Annotated in this window: 21 protein-coding genes and 2 tRNA genes; 22 read left to right on the forward strand and 1 reads right to left on the reverse strand. The window is 51.6% G+C overall.

Annotated elements, in window-relative coordinates; genetic code table 11:
* Positions 1-44 precede the first annotated feature (44 nt).
* The 17 genes from ABYK60_RS08525 to ABYK60_RS08605 all read left to right on the forward strand — a co-directional run bounded on the left by ABYK60_RS08525 (position 45) and on the right by ABYK60_RS08605 (position 15,490).
* Positions 45-120, forward strand: a tRNA-Gly gene (locus ABYK60_RS08525).
* Positions 121-153: 33 nt separating this feature from the next.
* A tRNA-Gly gene (locus ABYK60_RS08530) sits at positions 154-229 on the forward strand.
* Positions 230-518: 289 nt separating this feature from the next.
* A complete protein-coding gene (locus ABYK60_RS08535; RefSeq protein ID WP_372871562.1) occupies positions 519-974 on the forward strand; it encodes a hypothetical protein in 456 nt (151 codons plus the stop codon).
* A 470-nt stretch (positions 975-1,444) separates the two neighbouring features.
* Complete coding sequence (locus ABYK60_RS08540; protein WP_372871563.1) at positions 1,445-2,935, forward strand: NAD(P)H-hydrate dehydratase; 1,491 nt, start codon at positions 1,445-1,447, stop codon at positions 2,933-2,935.
* A gap of 65 nt (positions 2,936-3,000) precedes the next feature.
* The gene (gene tsaE, locus ABYK60_RS08545) at positions 3,001-3,462 is read left to right on the forward strand and encodes a tRNA (adenosine(37)-N6)-threonylcarbamoyltransferase complex ATPase subunit type 1 TsaE (protein WP_372871564.1); all 462 of its coding nucleotides are present in this window, start codon (positions 3,001-3,003) and stop codon (positions 3,460-3,462) included.
* Positions 3,459-4,769 carry an N-acetylmuramoyl-L-alanine amidase gene (locus ABYK60_RS08550; RefSeq protein ID WP_372871565.1) on the forward strand — a complete coding sequence of 437 codons (1,311 nt, stop codon included), beginning with the start codon at positions 3,459-3,461 and terminating at the stop codon, positions 4,767-4,769. Before tsaE ends, ABYK60_RS08550 begins: the two co-directional genes overlap by 4 nt.
* Positions 4,770-4,781: 12 nt before the next feature.
* Complete coding sequence (mutL, locus tag ABYK60_RS08555; RefSeq protein ID WP_372871566.1) at positions 4,782-6,746, forward strand: DNA mismatch repair endonuclease MutL; 1,965 nt, start codon at positions 4,782-4,784, stop codon at positions 6,744-6,746.
* Entirely contained in the window at positions 6,730-7,668 is a 939-nt protein-coding gene (miaA, locus tag ABYK60_RS08560) for a tRNA (adenosine(37)-N6)-dimethylallyltransferase MiaA (RefSeq protein WP_372871568.1), read from the forward strand. Before mutL ends, miaA begins: the two co-directional genes overlap by 17 nt.
* Before the next feature lie 83 nt (positions 7,669-7,751).
* On the forward strand, positions 7,752-8,027 hold the full coding sequence (gene hfq, locus ABYK60_RS08565; protein WP_372871569.1) for an RNA chaperone Hfq: 276 nt from the start codon (positions 7,752-7,754) through the stop codon (positions 8,025-8,027).
* 32 nt (positions 8,028-8,059) lie between these two features.
* The gene (gene hflX / locus ABYK60_RS08570; RefSeq protein WP_372871570.1) at positions 8,060-9,367 is read left to right on the forward strand and encodes a ribosome rescue GTPase HflX; all 1,308 of its coding nucleotides are present in this window, start codon (positions 8,060-8,062) and stop codon (positions 9,365-9,367) included.
* A gap of 31 nt (positions 9,368-9,398) precedes the next feature.
* Entirely contained in the window at positions 9,399-10,538 is a 1,140-nt protein-coding gene (gene hflK / locus ABYK60_RS08575; protein ID WP_372871571.1) for an FtsH protease activity modulator HflK, read from the forward strand.
* A 3-nt stretch (positions 10,539-10,541) separates the two neighbouring features.
* A complete protein-coding gene (gene hflC, locus ABYK60_RS08580) occupies positions 10,542-11,468 on the forward strand; it encodes a protease modulator HflC (protein ID WP_372871572.1) in 927 nt (308 codons plus the stop codon).
* A 322-nt stretch (positions 11,469-11,790) separates the two neighbouring features.
* Positions 11,791-12,381: a ubiquinol-cytochrome c reductase iron-sulfur subunit gene (petA, locus tag ABYK60_RS08585; RefSeq protein WP_372871573.1), complete on the forward strand. Its 591-nt coding sequence runs from the start codon at positions 11,791-11,793 to the stop codon at positions 12,379-12,381.
* Positions 12,381-13,595, forward strand: coding sequence for a cytochrome bc complex cytochrome b subunit (locus ABYK60_RS08590; protein WP_372871575.1), 1,215 nt, complete (start codon positions 12,381-12,383; stop codon positions 13,593-13,595). Before petA ends, ABYK60_RS08590 begins: the two co-directional genes overlap by 1 nt.
* On the forward strand, positions 13,595-14,293 hold the full coding sequence (locus ABYK60_RS08595) for a cytochrome c1 (RefSeq protein WP_372871576.1): 699 nt from the start codon (positions 13,595-13,597) through the stop codon (positions 14,291-14,293). Before ABYK60_RS08590 ends, ABYK60_RS08595 begins: the two co-directional genes overlap by 1 nt.
* A 94-nt stretch (positions 14,294-14,387) precedes the next feature.
* On the forward strand, positions 14,388-15,017 hold the full coding sequence (gene sspA / locus ABYK60_RS08600) for a stringent starvation protein SspA (protein WP_372871577.1): 630 nt from the start codon (positions 14,388-14,390) through the stop codon (positions 15,015-15,017).
* Entirely contained in the window at positions 15,017-15,490 is a 474-nt protein-coding gene (locus ABYK60_RS08605; RefSeq protein WP_372871578.1) for a ClpXP protease specificity-enhancing factor, read from the forward strand. The genes sspA and ABYK60_RS08605 overlap by 1 nt, the downstream gene beginning before the upstream one ends.
* A 122-nt stretch (positions 15,491-15,612) precedes the next feature.
* Here the strand turns inward: ABYK60_RS08605 and ABYK60_RS08610 are convergent, their stop codons facing one another.
* Entirely contained in the window at positions 15,613-16,716 is a 1,104-nt protein-coding gene (locus tag ABYK60_RS08610; RefSeq protein WP_372871579.1) for a GGDEF domain-containing protein, read from the reverse strand.
* Between the two features lie 138 nt (positions 16,717-16,854).
* Here ABYK60_RS08610 and ABYK60_RS08615 point away from each other — a divergent pair, with 138 nt between their 5' ends.
* The 5 genes from ABYK60_RS08615 to ABYK60_RS08635 all read left to right on the forward strand — a co-directional run bounded on the left by ABYK60_RS08615 (position 16,855) and on the right by ABYK60_RS08635 (position 23,826).
* The gene (locus ABYK60_RS08615; protein ID WP_372871581.1) at positions 16,855-17,430 is read left to right on the forward strand and encodes an aminodeoxychorismate/anthranilate synthase component II; all 576 of its coding nucleotides are present in this window, start codon (positions 16,855-16,857) and stop codon (positions 17,428-17,430) included.
* Between the two features lie 152 nt (positions 17,431-17,582).
* Entirely contained in the window at positions 17,583-20,057 is a 2,475-nt protein-coding gene (locus ABYK60_RS08620) for a prolyl oligopeptidase family serine peptidase (protein ID WP_372871619.1), read from the forward strand.
* 164 nt (positions 20,058-20,221) lie between these two features.
* Positions 20,222-21,364 carry an HDOD domain-containing protein gene (locus tag ABYK60_RS08625; RefSeq protein WP_372871582.1) on the forward strand — a complete coding sequence of 381 codons (1,143 nt, stop codon included), beginning with the start codon at positions 20,222-20,224 and terminating at the stop codon, positions 21,362-21,364.
* A 9-nt stretch (positions 21,365-21,373) separates the two neighbouring features.
* The gene (locus tag ABYK60_RS08630) at positions 21,374-22,297 is read left to right on the forward strand and encodes an alpha/beta hydrolase (RefSeq protein WP_372871583.1); all 924 of its coding nucleotides are present in this window, start codon (positions 21,374-21,376) and stop codon (positions 22,295-22,297) included.
* A 311-nt stretch (positions 22,298-22,608) separates the two neighbouring features.
* Positions 22,609-23,826 carry an aspartate aminotransferase family protein gene (locus ABYK60_RS08635; RefSeq protein ID WP_372871584.1) on the forward strand — a complete coding sequence of 406 codons (1,218 nt, stop codon included), beginning with the start codon at positions 22,609-22,611 and terminating at the stop codon, positions 23,824-23,826.
* The last annotated feature ends 49 nt before the right edge of the window (positions 23,827-23,875 follow it).

The following is a 23,875-nucleotide window of genomic DNA, read 5'->3' on the forward strand; positions in this document are numbered from 1 at the left end:
ATGTCGCTCCAAATTTTCAGGCGTTTCGGCCTTAAAACGAAAATGCGACATTAGCTCAGTTGGTAGAGCGATACCTTGCCAAGGTATAGGTCATCGGTTCGAACCCGATATGTCGCTCCAAATTTTCAGGCGTTTCGGCCTTAAAACGAAAATGCGACATTAGCTCAGTTGGTAGAGCGATACCTTGCCAAGGTATAGGTCATCGGTTCGAACCCGATATGTCGCTCCAATCTCTACCCCCCTCTATTTAATCAACACCTATAGTTATTGATTTTCACTGACGCTTTATTCGTCGTGCTTTCGTTGGCGTATTCTTGCCAATTGATGTGAAGCTCAGCACAGAGTCTTCAAAGAGGGTGATCCCCTGCAAAAAACTGCCAAAAGCCCACCCAGACTGGATTTCGCCAGTGCTGAATTATGATGCATTTCAAAAAAAACGGTTTGAATAACTTCCATAATGCCTGCAGACAAAGTTCATTTTTGACCGTTAAGCGGTCACCCCAAAAGGAGGCAGTCCTATGCGTATTCAACAATTGCGTGAGCTTCTGGAGTATTTGGCTACATGCCGGCTGGAGATGGCGCAGCTGTATGGCAGACTGCATGCTCAGGCGGATTCGTCCAGAGTTAAGCTGATGCTCGAGTACTTTCAACAACAGCAAAAACACGTAGCCCAAACCTTGGAAGACTATGTGGATGATGCGCCGGCAAGGCTGTTGGACACTTGGTACAAAGATCTGATTTTTGAAGATTTTGTAAAGCGCTGCCAACGTACAATGTTGCCGGCTAATATGCAGGAAGATGATGTATTGAGCTTACATCTGGATCTGGAGAATCGATTGATTGGTTTGCTGGAGAAAACGGTGGAAACTTCGCAAACCGAAGAGATCCGCAGCGCGCTGGCAGATTTAGTCCGGGTTGAGAAAATTCAGCAACAACGATTGGTGCACAGCACTATCCGCATGGATGATATTTAAGCCTAGCTCCTGACGCTCAAGGCCGGCACAAGTTGCCGGCTTTTTTATGCGTAATTTAGTTAATTACGATTTAAATGATGTAAGTCATGGTTCGCTATACCTTGGGGCTGCTACCTTTCGATTGAGTTTGCCCTCAGGACTTGTCGTTGTCTTTATCCTGCAGGGGGAGAGTGATGGCTTTATAAAGGCCTAAAGCGACCAGTAGTACGCAGAGCAGCAGCAAGGCTTGGATAAGAATATTTGAAGACAAAGGAAGACTGATCAAGAGTACTGAAAGTACCAAGATCAACAAGGTGAGCAGCATCGTCCTTGTGCCAGTCATTGGTGTTCTCCGACTTAGATTCAGGCCAACCCAAAGTGCCCATTCCCAAGTGTATAAAGTAATCCAGTCGGTCGCCAGTTATGTCCACGAATTTAAGTCTTTAAGAGATTGATATCTCATTGTTATAAGGTAAAAACGGAGTCATGGCATGAGCGCGCTCACTATCACCTTGCCACAATCACTATACACCGCGGCTCAGATTAGGGAGGCTGAACACGAGGCCATCCATAGAGGTCAGTGTTCCCAGTACGATTTGGTGGAACAGGCGGGGTCTGCGGCCATGGCGATTCTTGACTCTCTGGAGAAAAGTGATTGCCGCACTCTGGTTCTGGTCGGTAAAGGCAATAATGGCGCTGATGCTTTAGTGTTATCGAGATTGCTATTGGCTCGTGGTAACACCCCAAGGGTTGCCCTTTTGGCCGCAGGGAAAACGCCGGAGCATGCACAGGCACTCAAGGCTTATGTCAATGCAGGTGGGGAAATTGAAAACTTTGACGAAGACCTGCTTGCAGAAGCCGAAGTCATAGTGGATGGAATGCTCGGAACTGGTGTAGCAGGCGAATTATCTGAGCCCTTAAAGCAATGCATTGAGGCCGTAAATGAACAGCGTGCCTGGGTATTGAGCCTGGATTTGCCTTCTGGCGTAAATGCCAACACAGGAAATATTATTCCTGTGGCTATTGAGGCAGATGTTACTCTCTGTTTTGGTGGCTTGAAGCAGGGACTTTTCACTTCCCGGGCTCGTCATTTTGCCGGTACTGTCATGTATGCCTCAGTTGGGTTGGGGGAGATATTGGCTGAAACCCAGCCTGCCGCACAACGGGTGGATGGTGGATTTCTTAAAGATCTGCTTGGGAGACGCGCCCGAGACAGCCATAAAGGTAAGTCCGGTAAGGTAACCGTGATGGGAGGCAACTATGGTATGGCCGGTGCCGTTCGTCTCGCGGGTGAGGCATGCCTGAGGGCCGGAGCCGGTTTGGTCACGGTAATAAGCCGGCCTGAGCATCAGCTGACTGTGAATGCCAACCGCCCGGAACTGATGTTTTGGGGCTGCGAACTGGTCGATATGGAAGTGTATTTGCGACTCGGTTGGGCTGACGTGCTGGTATTGGGGCCTGGGTTAGGCAAGGATGACTGGGCATACAACCTTTATAAGGCTGTAGGTTTGTCGGATAAGCCGTGTGTACTGGACGCAGACGCACTTAACTTGCTTTCGAAAGAGCCATGCCGACAGGTCAATCGTGTGTTGACACCGCATCCCGGAGAGGCTGCCCGCTTATTGGGCGTTACTATTACTGAAGTGGAGGCCAACCGTTTTGATGCCGTGCGCAAATTGCATCAAATTTTTGGTGGCGTGGTGTTACTAAAAGGCGCTGGGACACTGATTTATGACGGTAATATGCTGATTGTTGCGCCAGTGGGTAATCCGGGCCTTGCCAGTGGTGGATGTGGTGATGTTTTATCGGGTATTATCGCAGCGTTGATGGCACAGGGGCTTGAGACTATGACGGCGACAGTTGCCGGTGTAGTTATACATGGAGAAGCAGCCGATTTGGCCGCAAAAGACGGTGAGCGTGGCATGTTGGCCAGCGATCTGATGCCTTTTATTCGCCAATTGGTCAATAGTGATTTAATCTAGGCCACAATGATGACGCCAGTACCGGCATACGGTGCCGGTACTGCTGTATTTATTGAAGAGCCGGGATGAAAGACCTTAAGATTTTTCTCGAAGACGAAGCCAACACTGTAGCGCTTGGCAAGAAGCTTGCCCAAGTTATACATCCCCCGTTAACTATTTACCTCACCGGAGAACTGGGTGCTGGAAAGACCACGTTCAGTCGAGGTCTCATTCAGTCACTGGGTCATGATGGGGCGGTTAAAAGCCCGACTTATACCCTGGTGGAACCCTATGAGCTTCCAGGTATAGAAATATATCATTTTGACCTTTATCGCTTGGCCGATCCGGAAGAGCTGGAGTTTATGGGGATCCGGGATTATTTTTCTGACACCAGTCTATGTATAGTAGAGTGGCCTGAAAGAGGGCAGGGCTTATTACCAGAGGCTGACCTCCATCTTCATTTAAATTACGCTGGATTGGGACGTGAGCTGAAGCTTCATGCCGGTTCAGATGCAGGTGTGACAGTACTGAAATATCTTGCCGAATGAATATAACTATAAATCGCGTTTTATGTATTTTGGGCCTGTTTTTATCCTTTGGCAGTTTGGCTGCCAACAAGCTTGAAGGGGTAAGAATTTGGGCTGCACCGGAATCTACCCGGGTGGTGTTCGATCTCACCGCCAAGCCTTCGTACACCCAGTCGACTCTGGTTGCGCCGGATCGTTTGGTCGTGGATCTGGATGACTCCCAAACCAAGCTGGCGCTGGATAAGATTGCCAATAATTCTAAGTTGGTTAAACGGATCCGCTTAAGTAAACCGCCGAAAAAAGGCGTGTTGCGGCTTGTGATAGATTTAAACAGGCCGGTCAATGCCAATTTGTTTTCATTGCCTCCCACCGAACCCTATGGCAACCGACTGGTTGTCGATTTGGAGGAAAAAGGCAAAGAAACTCGTACCATAGCGGCTCCGAGTGAGTCAGCGAGAGATATTATTGTGGCCATAGATGCCGGCCACGGCGGTGATGATCCGGGTTCTATTGGCCCCTCTGGTCTTTATGAGAAAAAGGTCGCTTTTGAAATCGCCAAGCGGGTTCAGGCCAAGCTTGATGCCACACCAGGGATGAAAGCGGTGCTGACAAGAACCGGCGACTACTACATTCATCCAAATAAGCGTTCTGAGTTGGCTCGTAAGCACAGGGCTGATTTGCTGGTTTCCATTCACGCTGATGCTTTTACATCACCAGAGCCCCGTGGTGCATCTGTGTGGGTGCTGTCCATGCGCAGAGCAAATACCGAGATTGGTCGTTGGCTTGAACAAAAGGAAAAGCACTCCGAACTTTTGGGCGGCGCCGGCGAAATTATTCAAAACGCAGATAATGAGCAGTACCTGGCGATGACATTGCTTGATATGTCGATGGACCGCTCCATGGCGATTAGTCACAGCATTGCCGGTGATGTACTCAAGGAATTGGGAAAGGTTACGCCACTACATAAAAATCTGCCCGAGTCAGCAAGCCTTGCGGCACTTAAATCACCGGATATTCCTTCTATTTTGGTGGAAACCGGCTTTATCTCCAATCCCAAAGAGGAAAGCCAGCTGAAGAACGCGACCCATCAAGATAAGTTGGCGCGCGCGATACACTCAGGGGTGCTGCGTTATTTCGAAGCCAATGCCCCAGCAGATTCTTTATTGGCAAAGCGCAGTGGCAGTAGCAAGCATAAAGTGAGCCGCGGTGAGTCTCTTTCTGTTATTGCCGCTCAATATGGCATTTCAATAACGGCCTTGCGTCAAGCCAATAACCTTAAGTCCGATACCCTCCGTATTGGTCAGCAGTTGGTTATTCCCAAAGGTTAAACAAGGATTTTTATGGCAATTCAGGTATTGCCCCCCCAGTTGGCAAACCAGATTGCAGCCGGCGAGGTGGTGGAGCGGCCAGCCTCTGTCATCAAAGAGCTGGTGGAAAACAGTCTGGACGCCGGTGCTACCCGGGTCGATATCGATATCGACAAAGGCGGCAGCAAGCTTATTCGCATTCGCGATAATGGTGGTGGCATCCCCAAGGATGAGCTGGCATTGGCGCTGGCCCGTCATGCCACCTCCAAGGTGCAAACTCTGGAAGACCTGGAAGCCATTCTGAGTTTTGGTTTTCGCGGTGAAGCGCTGGCGAGTATCAGCTCAGTGTCCCGTCTTACCTTAACCTCCCGTACCGCCGAGCAGGCCGAAGCTTGGCAGGCCTATGCGGAAGGCTCGGAAGTTGCACTTAAGGTCATGCCTGCCGCCCATCCGGTGGGCACCACTATTGAAGTGGCCGACCTTTTCTTTAACACCCCGGCCCGCAGGCGTTTTTTAAAGAGCGACAAAACCGAATTCACCCATATTGATGAGTGGCTTAAGCGTATAGCTCTGGTACGCTCTGATGTGCATTTTTCCCTGACTCACAACGGTAAACCCGTACGACAGTTCCGCGCGGCCTCCACCGAAGTTCAGTATCTGCAGCGGTTGGGGCAGGTTGCCGGACGCGCCTTTGCTGACACAGCAATTAAGGTAGATTGTCGTCATGATGGGATGCATCTTGGCGGATATCTGCAGTCTCCTGTGTTGAATGATACTGTTGAATGTCATTACTTTTATGTGAATGGACGCCTGGTGCGTGACCGTCTGGTGAACCACGCTGTACGTCAGGCGTTTGCTGAATGCGGTGCGTTGGAGCAGGGCGGGTTTGTACTGCGGCTGGATGTAGATCCCCATCAGGTGGATGTGAATGTGCACCCGGCAAAGCACGAAGTTCGTTTTCATCAGGCTCGTTATGTTCATGATTTTATTCTGCAGGTGCTGCAATCGGCCTTGAGTCAAATGCGCGACTTGCCACTGACTGCGAATGCACCGAAGGATGGCATTGGCAGCTTCCAGCATAACGATGGTGAGCCGGAATCAGGTCAAAAGGCAGTGGCAGAGTCTCACGCCAGTTATCGGGCCGAGAGCGCTGAATACGCCGAAGCCTTTACGCTGGGTGGCGGCCAACAGTCGAAATCAGCAAACTTTGCCAGCGCGAGCGTGCGGGGCGCCGCTCCGGCTTCGGCTGGATTGGGGCAGGCTGCATCCGAGCACAAAGGCTATGGTGCCAGTTCAGGCCAGGGCAGCCGTTATGTGCGGGACCACCTTGCTCAACCGGGTTTTGGTGACAAAAGTGGCCGAGACAGGCAAATTGCCGCGCAGCGCTACGGCGAGCTGTTAAGTACGCCCGCCAGTACCATTCCGTTAAGTCAGGCGCAGGGATTTGCCGCTCCGGGTGCTGAGCGGCAGTCGAGCCTGATACCCATGCCGCCATTACTTGATGGCCAGTATTGGGTTGTGTGTGAAGGTGATAGCCTCAGGTTGCTTTCACTGACTCAGGTTGCAAAAGATCTGTTAAGGCAAGAGCTTATTGGCAGGTTGCCAACAGGGCTGATTGGTCAGCCGCTGCTGATGCCGGTATCGGTGCAGGCAGACTCAGATTGGGCCGATATATTGCAAAGCCGTGATGCGCTGCTGCGGAAAATGGGGCTGGAACTGACAATTCGCTATCAGCAGTTGATAATCAAAAAAGTGCCCCCATATCTGAGGGACAGTCAGTTAGCGCGGCTTATTCCGGAATTATTGGCCTGGATACAGCACGAACCTCCAGCTGATGAAGCGCTTGCCAGTTGGCTTGCCGCCCAGGTCAGCAGCTTTGAGGCGGCACCCAGGCTGTGGCAGCGGCTGCAGGCACTGGATACTGACGCACAGCAACGCATTTTAGAGAGTGCCCGGGAGTTACCCTGGCGGACATGGCTTGATGAACACAAACACTGAGCAAACAGACCTGCCCAAGGTGCTGTTTTTGATGGGGCCAACCGCTTCGGGTAAGACCGCCTTGGCTCTGGAGCTTGCCGAGCACCACAACTGCGAAATCATCTCGGTTGATTCGGCGCTGATTTATCGCGGTATGGATATAGGTACCGCCAAACCCACGGCCGCTGAACTGGCCCGTGGACCACATAGGTTGATTGATATTCTCGATCCGCTTGAGAGCTACTCGGCAGCGGATTTCCGCGCCGATGCGGTACGGGAAATCGAAGAGATTCTATCCCGTGGTAGAACCCCACTGTTGGTTGGGGGAACTATGATGTATTTCAAGACCTTACTCGATGGCTTGTCGCCGCTGCCCAGTGCCGATGACGCTGTCAGAGCCGGGATTGCTGCGGATGTGGAAGCAAAAGGCTGGCAGGCGCTTCATGATGAGTTGAAGCAGATTGACCCGGTTGCCGCCGAGCGTATTCATCCCAATGATCCCCAGCGTCTGTCGAGGGCGATTGAGGTCTATCGGATCACCGGTAAGACATTGACTGAGCTCACTCAAACTAAAGCTGAGTCTCTGCCTTATCGGATGGTGCAATTTGCCATTGCACCCAAGGAGCGCAAAACCCTGCACCAGCTTATCGGGCAGCGGTTTGAAGCCATGCTTGAGCAGGGCTTTATCGATGAAGTGGCAAGACTTAAAGACAGGGGCGACCTGCACCTTGAGTTACCCTCGATGCGCTGTGTGGGCTACCGACAGGTATGGCAGTATCTGGAGGGGCAGTATGACCATGATACTATGGTCGAAAAAGCTGTTGCCGCCACTAGGCAATTGGCCAAGCGTCAATTAACATGGTTGCGGGGATGGCCTGATTTGCAATGGCTGATTAGCGGCGACGAAGGGAATTTGGAGAAACTTGTACAGCAATCCCGCTAGCGTGTCCGCATTTTGCTGTATACTACTCAATTCAAACAGAAAAGGTTTGCGTTGAATTTTTATAATTTAAAAAGGAAATAAAAATGGCTAAGGGGCAATCTTTACAAGACCCGTTTTTGAACGCACTACGCCGTGAGCGTGTTCCTGTTTCAATTTATTTGGTTAACGGCATCAAACTCCAGGGTCAGGTTGAGTCTTTTGACCAATTCGTAATCCTGCTGAAAAATACTGTGAGTCAGATGGTTTACAAGCACGCCATTTCTACTGTTGTTCCATCACGTCCCTTTAACGTGGGTAACCATCAGGGTGGCGGCAACGGTTATAACGCCCAGCAGGAAGACAGTGCTGGCGAACAGTAATCATAGCAGTCTGAATTTGAGAGGTTTGCTTCTTGTTTGATCGTTATGAGGCGGGAGAAACAGCGGTTCTTGTCCATATCGATTTTACCGACGAAGGCAGTCGGGAAGATCTCGCCGAATTGCAGTTATTGGTGGAATCGGCGGGTGCCCGTGCCGTTGGTGTAATCACAGGAAGTCGCCGAGCTCCGGATCGCAAGTTTTTTGTAGGTTCCGGTAAGGCAGAAGAGCTGGCCGCCATGGTGGCCGCCACTGATGCCAATGTGGTTATATTCAATCACGCTCTGAGTCCTGCTCAGGAGCGAAATCTGGAACAGGTGTGCCACTGTCGTGTCCTCGACCGTACCACACTGATTCTGGACATATTTGCTCAGCGTGCCAGAACGCACGAAGGTAAGTTGCAAGTGGAGCTAGCGCAATTGCGCCACATGTCGACTCGCCTTGTACGGGGCTGGACTCACCTTGAACGTCAGAAGGGTGGTATCGGTCTTCGCGGTCCGGGTGAGACTCAGTTGGAAACCGACAGACGTCTGCTGCGCGGTCGGATCAAGACGATTAACCGTCGTCTGGATAAGGTGGACAAACAACGTGAACAGAGTCGTCGGGCGCGTCAACGCAGTGATATGCCAGCGGTGTCTCTGGTTGGTTATACCAACGCTGGCAAGTCGACTCTGTTCAATACGTTGACCAGCTCTGAGGTTTATGCGGCTGATCAGTTGTTTGCGACTCTGGATCCTACCCTTCGCAAGTTGGACTTGCCCGATGGCGCAGCCATTCTTGCCGATACCGTAGGATTTATCCGTCATCTTCCTCACGATCTGGTTGCTGCCTTTAAGGCGACACTGCAGGAAACGCGTGAGGCCGACCTCTTGCTGCACGTGATTGATTGCGCAGATGAAAAGATGCGTGACAACATAGAGCAGGTGCAGGCGGTTCTCAAGGAAATTGAAGCTGACGAGATCCCTCAGCTTATCGTGTGTAACAAAATTGACCTGGTCGAAGGCATGCAAGCTGCCATAGACCGAGATGACACCGGAAAGCCTTTCCGGGTCTGGTTATCTGCGCAGCAGAGTCAGGGATTGGATTTACTGCGCCAGGCAATTCAGGAGCTGGTTGGCAATGTGATTGCCGAACTGACCCTGAAAATTCCGGCCACGGCCGGGCATTATCTTGGCCAGTTTTACCGACTGGATGCGATACAGCAGAAAGAGTATGACGATCTGGGGAACTGTATCTTGTCTGTTCGTATGTCTGATGCCGATTGGCGCAGGCTTGCTAAACAGAGTCAAGGTGAGTTGGAAACCTTTATTGTCGATACAGCGACTGATAGGGTAGTTTGTTAACTATTAATATCATCCACTTATGGAGTATTAAATGGCTTGGAACGAGCCCGGTAACAAGGGGCAGGACCCTTGGGGAAACAAGGGTGGCAACGATAAGGGGCCACCGGATCTGGACGAAGTCTTTCGTAATATTTCCAAACGCTTTGGTGGCAAGGGTAATGGCAATGGCGTCGGTTTCGGCGGCTTGGGCATTATTTTTGCGCTGGGTGCTGCTGTGTGGTTCCTGTCTGGTTTTTATACCATCAAGACAGCAGAACGTGGCGTCCACCTGCGATTTGGTGAGTATATAGGTGAAGTTGGTCCCGGCCTGCGCTGGAAAGCCACCTTTATTGATGAAGTGTTCCCGGTGGATGTGGAAGCTTTCCGCACCATTCCCGCTGCGGGCAGCATTCTGACGTCCGATGAAAACGTAGTGCAGGTAGAACTGGCTGTGCAGTACAAGGTCACTGATGCTTACCAGTACCTGTTCAGTGCCGTCGATGCAAACTCGTCTTTGCGTGAAGCCACTGACAGCGCCCTGCGCTATATTGTGGGTCATTCGCGCATGGATGACATCCTCACCACTGGTCGTGACAAAATCCGTACTGACACCTGGGCTGAGCTTGAGCGTATTATCGAGCCTTACAAGCTGGGCTTGACCATTGTTGACGTGAACTTCCTGCCGGCCCGTCCGCCGGAAGAAGTCAAAGATGCATTCGATGACGCCATTGCGGCACAGGAAGACGAACAGCGCTATATCCGTGAAGCCGAAGCCTATCAACGTGAAGTTGAACCTCGCGCCCGAGGTCAGGAGCAACGTATTGCCGAAGATGCCCGAGCCTATAAGGAGCAGGTAGTTCAGCAGGCTCAGGGTGCCGTGGCACGCTTTGATAAGATGCTGCCTGAATACAAGGCTGCCCCTGAAGTCACCCGCCAGCGTCTGTATATCGAAGCGATGGAAGAGGTGCTTTCCGGCAATAATAAGGTGCTTATCGATGCTAAAAACAACGGTAATCTGATGTACCTGCCATTGGATAAGCTGATGAGCCCTGCTGTTGGTGCAACTAACAGTGATGATTCGGGTATGCCTACCCAAAACCATGTGGACTCAAACACTTCCAGCCGCTCTACTGGCCTGCCGGTAAGTGGTCGTCCGTCCCGTGAAGATCGTGTTCGTCAGGGGAGGGAATAAGAAATGAGTCGTTTATTACTGGTTATCCTGGCGGTAGTTGTTGCGGTGCTGAGTTCATCACTGATGGTAGTTAATGAAGGTGAACGGGCCATTGTGTCTCGCTTTAACGCCATCGTGAAAGAAAATGTGGACGGTGTTGAGCGTACCAAGGTGTTTGGTCCCGGCCTGCACTTTAAATTGCCATTTATCGACACAGTCCGTAATCTCGACGCCCGGGTGCAGACCCTGGATGGTGCCGCAGATCGCTTCGTAACTTCCGAGAAGAAAGACCTGATGGTGGATTCTTATGTGAAGTGGCGCATTCATGATTTTGAGAAGTACTACCTGTCTACCAACGGTGGTATCAAGTCCAATGCCGAAGCCCTATTGCAGCGTAAAGTCAACAGTGACCTGCGCACCGAGTTCGGTCAGCGTACCATCAAGGAAATTGTTTCCGGCATCCGCGAGGGTGAGAAGGTAGATAAGGAAAACAGTGGCCGTGATGAACTGCAGCGCAATGCGCTGGAGAATGTACGCAAGAGTGCCGAAGATCTGGGTATCGAAGTGGTTGATGTGCGGGTGAAGCAGATTAATCTGCCAACCAACGTCAGCTCATCGATTTTTCAGCGTATGCGCGCCGAGCGTCAGGCCGTGGCGAAAGAACACCGTGCTCAGGGTCGTGAGGAAGCTGAAAAAATTCGTGCGACCGCCGATGCCAACGTGGTAGTTCGTCTATCCAATGCTCAGCGTAATGCTCAGGTCCTGCGCGGTGAAGGAGATGCGGTTGCTGCCAAGATCTACGCCGATGCGTACAAGAAGGATCCTGAGTTCTATGCCTTTATGCGTAGCCTGGACGCTTATCGAGCCAGCTTTGCCGGCAGTGGCAACGTCATGGTGCTTGAGCCTGACAGCGAATTTTTCCGCTATATGAAGGAAGCCAAGCCTAAATAAGTGACTGAATCAGAGAAAAGCCCAACAAAAGTTGGGCTTTTTTTGGCTTAATATTATTACTAAATACTAATTTAGCTTTTGTGGTTGTTTTGTTGTCACCGGTTTTTCCGTGCAGGATCTCCTCCAAGTCTCCAGTGTGTCGATTAGTGAATGAAAAAAAACACTATCTCCATAACTTAGTTGCGTGTTTTCACTATGATCCGCCTCCACTTTTTGGCTATAATGAGCCCCGCCTCAAACTTTGATTTTGCTTCGGGATGTGCTATCTCAAGGCAACTTCTTGAATAACAAAAAATTCCAACCCCCGCTGGGAGATATGTGGATGAGCAATGCGCCAGTCGATACCGGACGTCGCAGATTCCTGACAGCCGCAACCGCTGTAGTTGGCGGTGCTGGTGCCGTCGCTGTAGCGGTTCCTTTTATCAAGTCATGGAATCCGAGCGCCAAGGCGAAAGCTGCAGGTGCGCCGGTAGAAGTTAATATCAGTAAGCTGGAACCAGGTCAGTTGATCCGTGTAGAGTGGCGCGGTAAGCCCGTTTGGGTTGTACGCCGCACCGAGGAAGTGCTTAAGCAACTTCCTGAACTCGATGGTCAGCTGCGTGATCCTTCTTCTGATGAATTACAGCAACCTGAGTATGCCAAAAACGGTGTACGTTCTATTAAGCCTGAGTACTTTATCGCTGTTGGTATCTGTACTCACCTGGGCTGTTCTCCTACCTATCTGCCAGAGTCATTCGGCGAGCAGGTTGAGGGCGTAAGCTCCGGCTTCTTCTGTCCTTGCCACGGCTCTAAGTTTGATATGGCCGGCCGCGTATTCCAGGGCGTTCCTGCGCCACTGAACCTGGTGATCCCTCCGCATAAGTACCTTGATGATGCGAATGTGATCATTGGTGTCGACGGGGAGACTGCATAATGGTTAAGAACATTATCGATTGGATCGATGCACGTATCCCAATGACGGCCACTTATAACCGTCATGTGGGTCAGTATGCGACCCCAAAAAACTTTAACTTCTGGTACTTCTTTGGCTCTCTTGCCATGTTGGTGCTGGTAAACCAGATCCTTACCGGTATCTGGCTGACCATGAACTACGTACCTACCGCAGAAGGCGCTTTTGCTTCCATCGAATACATCATGCGTGATGTAGAGTATGGCTGGCTGCTGCGTTATATGCACTCCACCGGCGCCTCGGCCTTCTTCGTGGTGATTTATCTGCACATGTTCCGTGGTCTTATCTACGGTTCATACCAGAAGCCACGTGAGCTGCTGTGGCTGTTTGGTATGCTGATCTTCCTCGTGCTGATGGCCGAAGCCTTCATGGGCTACCTGCTGCCATGGGGTCAGATGTCATACTGGGGTGCTCAGGTAATTATCTCTCTGTTCGGTGCCATCCCTGTTATCGGTGATGACCTGACGCTGTGGATCCGTGGTGACTATGTGGTATCGGGCGCAACCCTGAACCGCTTCTTCGCCCTGCACGTGATTGCACTGCCGCTGGTACTGGTTGTTCTGGTGTTCCTGCACCTGATTGCCCTGCACGAAGTGGGTTCAAACAACCCAGACGGTATCGAAATCAAGAAGAACAAAGACGAAAACGGCTGGCCTGTTGACGGTATCCCATTCCACCCTTACTACACTGTGAAAGACATTGTAGGTGTGGCGGGCTTCCTGATTGTGTTCTGCTACGTGCTGTTCTTTATGCCTGAGGGCGGTGGTTACTTCCTCGAAAAGCCTAACTTCGAGGCTGCTAACCCAATGAAGACCCCAGAGCACATTGCACCTGTGTGGTACTTCACCCCGTTCTATGCCATTTTGCGTGCTGTTCCACACAAGCTGGGTGGCGTTATCATGATGGGTCTGTCCATCGCGGTACTGTTCCTGTTGCCATGGCTGGATCGCTGTAAGGTGAAATCTGTTCGCTACAGAAGCTTCATTCATAAGCTGAACATTGCTCAGTTCTCTGTGTCCTTCATCGTACTGGGTTACCTCGGTGCCGTGCCTGCGACCCCGGCTCTGACCATTGCTGCTCAGGTGTTCACCATTACCTACTTCGGCTTCTTCGTCGCTTTGTGGGTATACAGCAAGAACGAGAAAACCAAGCCAGTTCCAGCGAGGTTGACTAAATAATGAAAAAGTTACTCATTGCTTTGGTTGCTCTGGTGCCGACTCTTGGCTTCGCCGCTGGCGGCCACAACGTGCACCTGGAAAAGGCCAATATCGATCTGAAGGATAAAGAGTCTCTGGTTCGTGGTCTGGATCTGTTTCAACACTACTGCTCCGGCTGTCACAGCACTCAGTACCAGCGTTACGAGCGTGTAGCGACTGACTTGGGTGTGTCTATCGATGATATGCGCAGTAAGTTCATCTTCACCGACGCCAAAGTGGGTGAACTGATGGAGAATGCCATTCCTGAGAAAGATGCGGCCAAGTGGTTTGGTGCTGCACCACCTGATCTGACCTTGGTTGCCCGTGTGCGTGGTGAGGACTGGGTATACTCCTACCTCAAGGGTTTCTACAAAGACCCAAGCCGTCCATTTGGGGTGAATAACACAGTGTTCCCATCAGTGGGTATGCCACATGTTCTTGAAGGTTTGCAGGGTATTGCAGTGAAGCAGGCAGACGGTAGTCTGGTTGCCACCGGCGGTAAACTGAATGCTGAAGAGTACGATCAAGCTGCCCGTGACATCACCGGCTTCCTGGTATACTCAGCTGAGCCCGTCAAACTTGAGCGCGAAGCTCTGGGTGTTTGGGTTCTTGGCTTCCTGTTCATCTTCTTTATTGTGGCCTTCCTCCTGAAGAAAGAATACTGGAAGGATGTACACTGATAGCCAATAGCGGGTAAAATACTCTATCCGCGTATTGAAACGGGGGGCATTAGCCCCTCGTTTATTTTATTTGTTTCGATTCTGGAGGGTATCAATGGCTCTTGCTGCCAACAAACGCTCTATCATGACTCTGTTTTCCGGCGCCGACGATCTCTACAGCCATCAGGTGCGTATTGTACTGGCTGAAAAAGGCGTTACCGTTGATGTTTTACAGGTCGATCCTAATGACATGCCTGAAGATCTGCTGGAGCTGAATCCTTATAATTCAGTCCCTACTCTGGTGGACCGTGAACTGGTGCTGTATGAATCACGCATCATCATGGAGTATCTCGACGAGCGCTTTCCACATCCGCCACTGATGCCAGTTTACCCGGTTTCCCGTGGTCAGAGCCGTCTGATGATGCATCGTATCGATACTGACTGGTACACCCTGGTTGACCGTATTAAGAAAGGTGACCGAGCCGATGCAGCCCGTAAAGAACTGCGTGAAGGTTTGATTGCCATATCCGCTTTGTTTGGTGAAATGCCTTACTTCATGAGTGAAGAATTCGGTCTGGCTGATTGTTACCTTGGCCCCTTGCTGTGGCGTTTGCCGGTACTGGGGATCCATCTGGATACCGGTGTGGCCAAAGATATTAAAGCTTACATGACCCGTATTTTTGACCGTGAGTCATTCAAGGCCTCTTTGACCGAAGCCGAGCGCGAAATGCGTATGGGTATGTAATGAAGCCGCTGACTCCCAGTCGTCCTTACTTGCTGCGAGCCTATTACGATTGGCTGATGGATAACCAGCTCACTCCCCACGTGGTGGTGGATGCGACTGTTCCCGGTACTGAAGTGCCGCAGCAATATGTGCGGGATGGTCAGATAGTGCTTAATATTGCCACAGGTGCCGTTGGTAATCTGGAACTTGGTAATGAGGCCGTGATGTTTAATGCCCGCTTTGGTGGTGTTCCGCATCAGCTGGTGTTGCCTATGGCGTCTATTGTCGCCATCTATGCCCGTGAAAACGGCGCCGGTACCGTGTTCGATGCTGAAGATGCCTATCTGCTCGATGACAGTGAAGAAGAGCTCTTCAGTGTGGTCGAGTCTGAAGTATCGGATCTGCCAGCAACTGATATTGAAGATGTCAGCACTGTTAAGCAGGAGCCGAGCGATACTCCAAAGCGTCGTGGCCATCTTACCGTGGTGAAATAGCACTGGGGTGAAATACCTTTATCTTCAAATTAAAACCGGCAATGCTGCCGGTTTTTTTATGCGCTGAAATTATTGTAAATATTGCACAAAGTGTTCGTTTGGGAATGCGCTGGATAGGGGGATCAGCGGCTGCAAAAGCTCTTCACCACCTCAACTCGGTTGCGGCCTCGACTCTTGGCTTCATATAGGGCAGCATCCGCCAGCGTGAGAATATTAAGTGAGTTCGCCGGGGGCTTTACCTGGCAGGCACCAATGCTCACCGTGAGTGTCACCCTTTTTTTATTCAGCTCCAGCGATTTTGCGGCGATATCGTTGCATACCTTTTCCGTACGGAGAACATTGTCAGCTGGCGACGGTGTATAAAGCACCATGGCAAATTCTTCGCCTCCGATCCGTCCTATCAATTCATTCGACCGCATATGCAGTTTCAGTTCATTGGCAATGAACTTCAGCGCCTTATCTCCGGCAAGATGCCCGTGAGAATCATTGATGCGCTTAAAGTAATCAACATCAATGATCAACAGACAAAAGGGGCGGCTCTCTTTAATTGCATGTTCCAGACGTTCGATAAAGGCGCGCCGATTGGGTAATCCGGTCAATCCATCGGTATCGGCCAGATGCTGCAGTTGGCGTTCATTCGCTGTCGAGTAATATTCGCTTATCAGGATCAGCAACAGTATGGTGACAACACAGGATCCAATCATCAAGATGCGCAATGGATTTAGCACCAGTTCGGGTATTTCGGCCACCGCCGGATGTGCATGCCAGCCAAAGTTTTCGAAATAGCTGAATAACAAGAGGTTGAAAACAGAGACACTAATGCTGGTCAACCATCGATGAGCATCAAAAAACGAAGCAGGCAGAATTGCAAACAGAACAAAATAATAATGTAAGCCAATGCTGACACCCTGGGCCATGGTAAGCGCAGTCAGGGCATCTGCCGTGACCAAGATAAACAATAAAATAGTGGCTTGATATCTTAAGCCTCGATGGTTTAACCACAGCACAGAGGGCATTAACAGCAGGTAAGGAAGTTGTACCAGGCCAGAATATATAAGACCCAGGTTACCATTTATAATAAAAGCGAGGTTAAAAGCGGCTATGGTAGACATGGCGACATAGACGCCGGCATTGCACTGGATGAGCTTACGTTCTTCAGTTTTCCCCTTGCAGTGTTGTATGCCAATCGTTATGGCACGAACCAGCCCGGCTTCCCAATCAGTCATAGGCGTGCGGCGTTATTTGTCATTGTTGTCAGATAAGTATAGACAAAATAAGTTATGCCGGATGACCGTGGCGTATCACTGTGCTAGCATTCGCCGCCAATCAAGCCACGCGCAAAAATCGGACGGGCAATCGCAATTATGCTGCTGATGATAGACAACTACGACTCCTTTACCTTCAACCTGGTGCAGTATTTTCAGCAACTGGGACAGGAAGTCGTGGTGCGCCGTCATGATGACATTGAACTGGCTCAAATCGAGGCCTTGGCCCCCGACCATCTGGTGATTTCTCCCGGCCCTTGTACGCCGGACGATGCCGGTATTTCGCTGGCGGCCATCGAGCACTTTGCCGGTAAATTGCCAATTCTCGGGGTGTGTCTTGGTCATCAGGCGATGGCGCAGGTGTTTGGCGCCAGAGTGATCCGCGCAGGCCGTGTGATGCACGGCAAAACCAGCGACATCGACCACAATCAGCAGCGGCTGTTCCGTGGGCTTGATAACCCGCTCAGGGTGACCCGCTATCACTCGTTGCTGGTTGAGTCTGTGCCCAGCGAGTTTGTTCTCGATGCCTGGTTCGATGATCCTGTGCACGGCCGTGAGATCATGGCCATCAGCCATCAAACCCTGCCCCTGTACGGCGTTCAGTTTCATCCCGAGTCCATTCTGACCGCCCAGGGCCATGAACTGCTGGACAACTTCCTTAAACAGCCCCGCTGATCCTTCCTTCGTTTGACGTTCTGTTACAAGTTTTCGCGGCCTTGATGGCGGCGGTTTTCGTCGTTCCGTTGGCAAATATGGTATAACAGGCACCACTACGAGACGAGGCACCGCCCATAAAGCCCCGCCCATATAACAACAAAGGAAGCATGATGAACCCAATTACCAGACACTTTGCCGTGAGTGCCCTGGCGCTTGCCATTTTGGCGGGCTGCAGTGCCACCGAGCAGCCATCGGCCGCCCCCGCAGAAATCAATCAAACCCAGTCAGTCCAGCCAGTGCTTGCTATGCCGGTGACCGCCGGAGAAAAGCTGACCATGAAGCAAATCATGGCCAATCCTGATTGGATGGGAGTTTTTGCCCGCAACGCTTACTGGAGCGATGATGGCAGCAGCGTCTATTTCGAACGCATGCCAAGCGCCGCTGCGGTGAAAAACTATTATGTGCAGCCGCTGAATGGCGCGGCCAGAGAGCTTGGTTTGGCTGAGCTGAATCAAGCATCCCAGCGCAACGGCGTCCTCGACGCAGAAGCAAAGCGCAAAGCCTATGTTTATCAGGGCAATCTGTTTGTAAAGCAGCTGCAAACAGGTGACATCACCCAGCTCACCCGCACCAATACGCCGGTGGATGGTGTGCGTTTCCTCAATAATGGTGACATCGCCTTCTGGCAGGGCAACGCAGTATTCCGTCTTCACAGCAATGGCCTGGTAGAGCAGATTGCTGATGTACGCATGAGCAAGGCGCCCAAAGGTGTGGCCGCTCCTGATACTTATCTTGCCAAAGAGCAGGCACGTCTTATTCAATACGTTGCTGCCCAACACGAGAAAGCCAAGGCGAGAGAAGCCTTCAAAGCCGACTTGGAGAAAGCCGACGCCACCATGAGTGCTGAGCCCTGGTATCTGGGTGACGCTGAGCTGGTGACCGAGCTGTCGTTGTCGGCCGATGGTCGTTATTTGTTGCTGGCTTTGCAGGATAAAAGCTATCAGGGCCGCAGTGAGCACGACATCATGCCCAATTACCTGGGTAAAGACGGATATGTGGATGCAGTGCCAGCCCGCGCCCGGGTGGCCGAAGATAATCCCCCAGGCCAACGCCTGGTGCTGATTGACCTTGAAGAGCGTCAAAAACACGAAATCAGCATCGAAGGCCTTACCGGCTTTGATGAGGATGTGCTGGCATCGGTGAAAGCCGAAAACGCCAAGGCCCGCGGTGAAGAATACCGCAGCGAAAAAGCCGCCCGTAAACTGCAATTGATGCAGGACTGGGGCTGGAGCCAGAGCGCCATTCAGTGGAGCGACGATGGCAAGCTGCTCGTGATGCTGGAAGCCGTGGACAACAAAGACCGCTGGATTGCCTCGGTTAACCTCGACTCAGGCAAGCTCAGCACCGAGCATCGTCTTCATGACGATGCCTGGGTAAACTACGACTACAACCAGTTTGGCTGGCTCAACGATGGCCGCTTCTACTTCCTGTCGGAAGAGTCCGGCTACTCGCAGCTGTATATCAAGGCTCCCGGCCAGGCGCATAAGGCGCTGACCAAGGGCCGCTTTGTGGTCAGCGACGTGACCCTGAGCAAAGACGGTAACTTCATTTACTACAAGGCCAACAAGGACCACCCCGGGATCTACAATGTGTACCGTGTGTCTGTGGCCGATGGCAGCGATGAGCAGCTTACCTGGTGGGAAGGTACTCTGGATTACAGCTTAAGCCCTGATGAGAGCAAGCTGCTGCTGACGGCCTCCAGTCGTATTCAGCCGGATGAGCTGTACGTGCAGGAGATTGGCGGCAAGCTTACCCGCCTGACTCACTACACCTCAGATGCCTTCAAGAACTACGCCTGGCAGGCACCAAACGTGGTGGCCGTGTCATCAAACCACGGCGCCGGTGTGGTTTATGCGCGGGTGTATCTGCCCGAGGGCTATGATGCGTCCAAGGCCGATAAGTATCCTGCGGTCATCTTCAACCACGGTGCCGGCTACCTGCAAAACGCCCATTTTGGTTTCTCGGGTTACTTCCGCGAATTCATGTTCCACAACCTGTTGGCCCAGCAAGGCTACGTGGTGATGGATATGGATTACCGTGGCTCCAAGGGCTATGGCCGTGACTGGCGCACCGCCATTTACCGTCAGATGGGCCACCCTGAAGTGGAAGATCTGAAAGACGGCGTGGCCTGGATGGTGAACAACGCCAATGTCGATGGCAAGCGTGTGGGCACCTACGGCGGCTCCTACGGTGGCTTCCTCACCTTTATGGCGCTGTTCCGCGAACCTGAGCTGTTCCAGGCCGGTGCTGCACTGCGCCCTGTGACCGACTGGGCCCACTACAATGCGCCTTACACCTCCAACATCCTCAATACCCCGGATGTGGACGCCATCGCCTTTGAGCGCAGCTCGCCGATTTACCATGCCGAAGGCTTGAACAAGCCGCTGCTTATTATGAGTGGGGTGCTGGATGACAACGTGTTCTTCCAGGACAGCGTGCGTTTGGTGCAGCGTCTGATTGAGCTTGAAAAGTCCATGTTCGAAACCGCCATCTATCCGGTTGAGCCCCATGGCTTCCGTGAGCCTTCGAGCTGGCTCGACGAATACCGGCGGATTTATAAGCTGTTTGAATCCGAACTTAAGTAACCGGCTGACCGGTTGTTGATAACAGGGCCATATGGCCCTGTTTTATTTTTAAAAACTGATAGTTTGTCAGTCAGTTGGGCAAATATCAGTCCCGCATGCGGGGCGAAATGTGCTAATAATGAAGAATAGGAAATCAGAGGTTTACTCCGAGGGAGCAAGATAGGGTGGTTATCAGTGCGGTAGGCGGTGTAAAGCCTGGCAAAGTCCTGGAGCTAGAACGACGTTTATTCCGGCAACTTATCGTTGGCCGGCAGAAAGCGTCAAAGATGGCTGACGAATTGGATCAGGAGCTCGAGTCCATTGCCTTCAAGCTCGATATAGAGCGTGCAGCTGTATTGGAGCGAATTGAACGTCAGCAAAAATCCCGGGAAACTTTTCAGGCGGTATCAGCCCAACTTACAGATACCATCATGGATGAAATAGCTATCACCTTGTCGGATATGGATAGGCTGATTCAGCGCTCACATCTTACGGAAACCCAGTTGGCGTTGTTTGAGCAGCTGTGTAAAGCCAGTCCTGATATGGGCCGGATCCGGTTGCTGATGAATGGTGTGGGATGGTTGTCACGTGACTTGACCAATGTAGTCAACAGCACATCATTTCGCCAACGTCACCCACAACGTGCTGATGTGCAGGTGACGGATATCAAGTTAGTTCTCAACTTTATCGGCGTTGAAAATCTGCGCCAGTTGGTGCCTTATTACAGTATGCGTAACTGGTTACCGACCGGGCATTCCTGTTTGCTTTGGACCAATCGTAAACTGTGGCAATACTCGTTGATGTGTGCCACAGCGGCCCGGGCGCTAGCCAGACTTCACCAACGTAATGAGACCCTTGCTTTTGTCAGTGCCATGTTGGAGCAGTTCGGGATCACTATGGTGCTTGGAAGCGCCGCAGCCATCTATGAAAAAAATTGGGGTAATTGGCTCAGAGAAGCCAGTGCCAGCCGTGACAAGGAACTCTATGATGCTGTGATGGCAACCGAGTTTCCTGCTGAGCAAGTGCTGAAGCTGGTATTCGAACACTCATCCAAATTGGCCTGGGCGATACCGGCCAGGCTTAAATTTGACAATCATGAGATGGTGCAAAGTTTAAAGGCATTGGATGAAACCCTGACTATCTCCGAGTTGCCCTTGGATGCGCAAATTCTAGCCAAAGCGTCATGCTATGCTCAGGTCACTACCCTTGAGGAAGCCCGGTTACTGGAACCCCAGGAAGCCAGACTGATGTACCGATATTACGGTCTCTCGGAGCAGGAAGTTATCCGCCTCAGTGCCCAAAATTACCGAAAGATGGATCTCTTCTGAGGCCGCATCGTGGCAAGTTGGCAGGCGAAGGTTCTCAATAGCATTCTTTCCTACATTGCCAAGCCCGGCATGAACGCCCGTGGTGTTCGCATGTCGCTGGCAGATATCCGTGTGCGTCTTTTAACCCTTGATTGTCGATATCTGCCCTGGCCGGAGGACTTGGTAACAGAAGCATTGTCCTTGTCACACAGCCAGCTGTTGCATTACCGCTTGGCGGGTAACCCCCAGAAGGGGGCTGAGCATACAGCAAAGCCAGCTCTTTTTTATGTTCGTGGCGGTGGCTTTTGTTTCAAAACCCCCCATGCTCACGGTCGCTATATTGCCACCCTTTGTGGCCAGCTTGGTGCTGAGGCTTTTGTACCTGATTACCGCTTGGCACCTGAGTATCCCTTTCCTGCACCATTTGAGGACGTGCTGGAAGGGTTCAGTGCATTTCTGGACAGGTGGCAGGGGCCGTTTGTGATTATGGGTGACAGCGCAGGTGGTAATTTGGGTATGGCCTTGCTGCTGAAAGCACGGGATCTGGGATTGCGGTTGCCACAGAGCTGTGTACTCCTGAGCCCGGCATTGGATTTGGCGATTACCGGTGACAGTGAGCGCTTATTGTCGGCGGACGACCCCTTTTTTACCCCGGAGTCACTGCTCAGATTACGGGGAGCTTACCTCCGGGGCGCCAATCCCATGATGCCGGAAGTCAGTCCGCTCCATGGTGACTTGCATGGACTGCCGCCGGTACTGTTATTGGCGGGAAGGCGCGAGTTGCTGCTTGAGGATTCTGAGCGCATGGCCGTACGGCTGGCAGCGGCGGGAAATCTAGTGGAAAGCCATTTTATCGCCAATATGCCCCATGTATTTCCATTGTTTGAGCTTGTGCCTGAAGCCAAGGAAGGGCGGCAGATAGTCGTGGATTTTATTCATCGTTATCTGCGGTGAGCCAGATGTGTAGTTATGCATATTTGCTGCATAGTCTAAAAAAATGCGGGTTAATAAGTTTTTTTATGACTAAATATGCCAAAATTCCCCGCATTAGGTGCTTTTCTACTGTTATATGGCAAATCTTTATGCAGCGACAGGTGCGGGTTTGTGGCAGTTGATTGTGAAAAACTGGTATTTTGATCACATTTTGGCTAATAATGACATCCAGCCAAAACAAGCATACGCTGCCAACTCAAGCATAATAACAGTCAGGCAGCGGCGGAACAGGTAATCTCAAGGGTTGCCAAACATACGAAGGATGAACAGGAATGACTGACAACATGAATCTGACACGTGCCCAGTTTGATGAAGTTATGGTGCCTAACTATGCGCCTGCTGCCGTAATTCCCGTGCGCGGTGAAGGAAGCCGAGTCTGGGACCAGCAGGGTAACGAGTATGTCGACTTTGCCGGTGGTATTGCTGTTAACTGTCTCGGTCACTGTCATCCCGCGCTGGTTTCTGCACTGAAAGAGCAAGGCGAAAAGTTGTGGCACCTGTCCAATACCATGACCAACGAACCAGCATTGGCGCTGGCCACCAAGCTGGTTGAGTCCACTTTTGCTGAGCGTGTTTATTTCGCCAACTCAGGCGCCGAAGCCAACGAAGCGGCCCTGAAACTGGCCCGTCGTTATGCCATCGAAAACTTCGGTGAGCACAAGGTTGAAGTCATTGCCTTTGACAAGGCTTTCCACGGCCGTACTTTCTTTACCGTTTCTGTGGGCGGTCAGGCCGCGTATTCTGATGGTTTCGGCCCTAAGCCAGCAGCCATTACCCACCTGCCATTTAACGATATTGCTGCGCTTGAAGCTGCCGTATCTGACAATACCTGTGCCATCATGCTTGAGCCGCTGCAGGGCGAGGGTGGCATCATCAACGGTGATCCTGAGTTCCTGCGCGCGGTTCGCCGTTTGGCTGACAAGCACAATGCGCTGGTGATTTTCGATGAAGTCCAGACCGGTATTGGCCGCACCGGTGAGCTGTATGCCTATATGGGCACCGACATAGTTCCCGATATCCTCACTTCCGCAAAGGCATTGGGCGGTGGCTTCCCGATAGCAGCCATGCTGACCACGGCCAAGATAGCCGCTCATCTGAAAGTAGGTACTCACGGCTCAACATACGGTGGCAACCCGCTGGCCTGTGCTATCGGTAATGCCGTTATGGATGTGGTGAACACCACAGACGTGTTGGAAGGCGTGAAACATCGCGAGCAATTACTGCGCGATGGCCTGGCCCTTATCAATGAAAAATACCATGTATTCTCTGAAGTGCGTGGTAAGGGATTGCTGCTGGGGGCCGTGCTGAACGAGCAATATGCCGGTCGCAGCCGCGACTTCCTTAACGCTTCCATTGCCGAAGGTTTACTGAGCCTGATGGCGGGCGCCAACGTGGTTCGTTTCACCCCTTCATTGGTGATCTCTGAGGCAGATATTGCTGAAGGTCTGGCTCGCTTTGAGCGTGCTGTAGCCAAGGTTACTGCGGCCTGATAAGTCCGGGGCGATCGTTTCGTTATCGCCCCAAAAATCTGCGAAGTCC

Origin of the sequence: Shewanella sp. (genome assembly GCF_041630135.1) — a bacterium.
Taxonomy (GTDB): Bacteria; Pseudomonadota; Gammaproteobacteria; order Enterobacterales; family Shewanellaceae; genus Shewanella.

Excerpts from the sequence above, each read along its gene's own strand:
- ABYK60_RS08535 (WP_372871562.1), top strand. The coding sequence starts at position 519 with ATGCGTATTCAACAATTGCGTGAGCTTCTGGAGTATTTGGCTACATGC.
- ABYK60_RS08540 (WP_372871563.1), top strand. The coding sequence starts at position 1,445 with ATGAGCGCGCTCACTATCACCTTGCCACAATCACTATACACCGCGGCT.
- tsaE (WP_372871564.1), top strand. The coding sequence starts at position 3,001 with ATGAAAGACCTTAAGATTTTTCTCGAAGACGAAGCCAACACTGTAGCG.
- ABYK60_RS08550 (WP_372871565.1), top strand. The coding sequence starts at position 3,459 with ATGAATATAACTATAAATCGCGTTTTATGTATTTTGGGCCTGTTTTTA.
- mutL (WP_372871566.1), top strand. The coding sequence starts at position 4,782 with ATGGCAATTCAGGTATTGCCCCCCCAGTTGGCAAACCAGATTGCAGCC.
- miaA (WP_372871568.1), top strand. The coding sequence starts at position 6,730 with ATGAACACAAACACTGAGCAAACAGACCTGCCCAAGGTGCTGTTTTTG.
- hfq (WP_372871569.1), top strand. The coding sequence starts at position 7,752 with ATGGCTAAGGGGCAATCTTTACAAGACCCGTTTTTGAACGCACTACGC.
- hflK (WP_372871571.1), top strand. The coding sequence starts at position 9,399 with ATGGCTTGGAACGAGCCCGGTAACAAGGGGCAGGACCCTTGGGGAAAC.
- hflC (WP_372871572.1), top strand. The coding sequence starts at position 10,542 with ATGAGTCGTTTATTACTGGTTATCCTGGCGGTAGTTGTTGCGGTGCTG.
- petA (WP_372871573.1), top strand. The coding sequence starts at position 11,791 with ATGAGCAATGCGCCAGTCGATACCGGACGTCGCAGATTCCTGACAGCC.
- ABYK60_RS08590 (WP_372871575.1), top strand. The coding sequence starts at position 12,381 with ATGGTTAAGAACATTATCGATTGGATCGATGCACGTATCCCAATGACG.
- ABYK60_RS08595 (WP_372871576.1), top strand. The coding sequence starts at position 13,595 with ATGAAAAAGTTACTCATTGCTTTGGTTGCTCTGGTGCCGACTCTTGGC.
- sspA (WP_372871577.1), top strand. The coding sequence starts at position 14,388 with ATGGCTCTTGCTGCCAACAAACGCTCTATCATGACTCTGTTTTCCGGC.
- ABYK60_RS08605 (WP_372871578.1), top strand. The coding sequence starts at position 15,017 with ATGAAGCCGCTGACTCCCAGTCGTCCTTACTTGCTGCGAGCCTATTAC.
- ABYK60_RS08610 (WP_372871579.1), bottom strand. The coding sequence starts at position 16,716 with ATGACTGATTGGGAAGCCGGGCTGGTTCGTGCCATAACGATTGGCATA.
- ABYK60_RS08615 (WP_372871581.1), top strand. The coding sequence starts at position 16,855 with ATGCTGCTGATGATAGACAACTACGACTCCTTTACCTTCAACCTGGTG.
- ABYK60_RS08620 (WP_372871619.1), top strand. The coding sequence starts at position 17,583 with ATGAACCCAATTACCAGACACTTTGCCGTGAGTGCCCTGGCGCTTGCC.
- ABYK60_RS08635 (WP_372871584.1), top strand. The coding sequence starts at position 22,609 with ATGACTGACAACATGAATCTGACACGTGCCCAGTTTGATGAAGTTATG.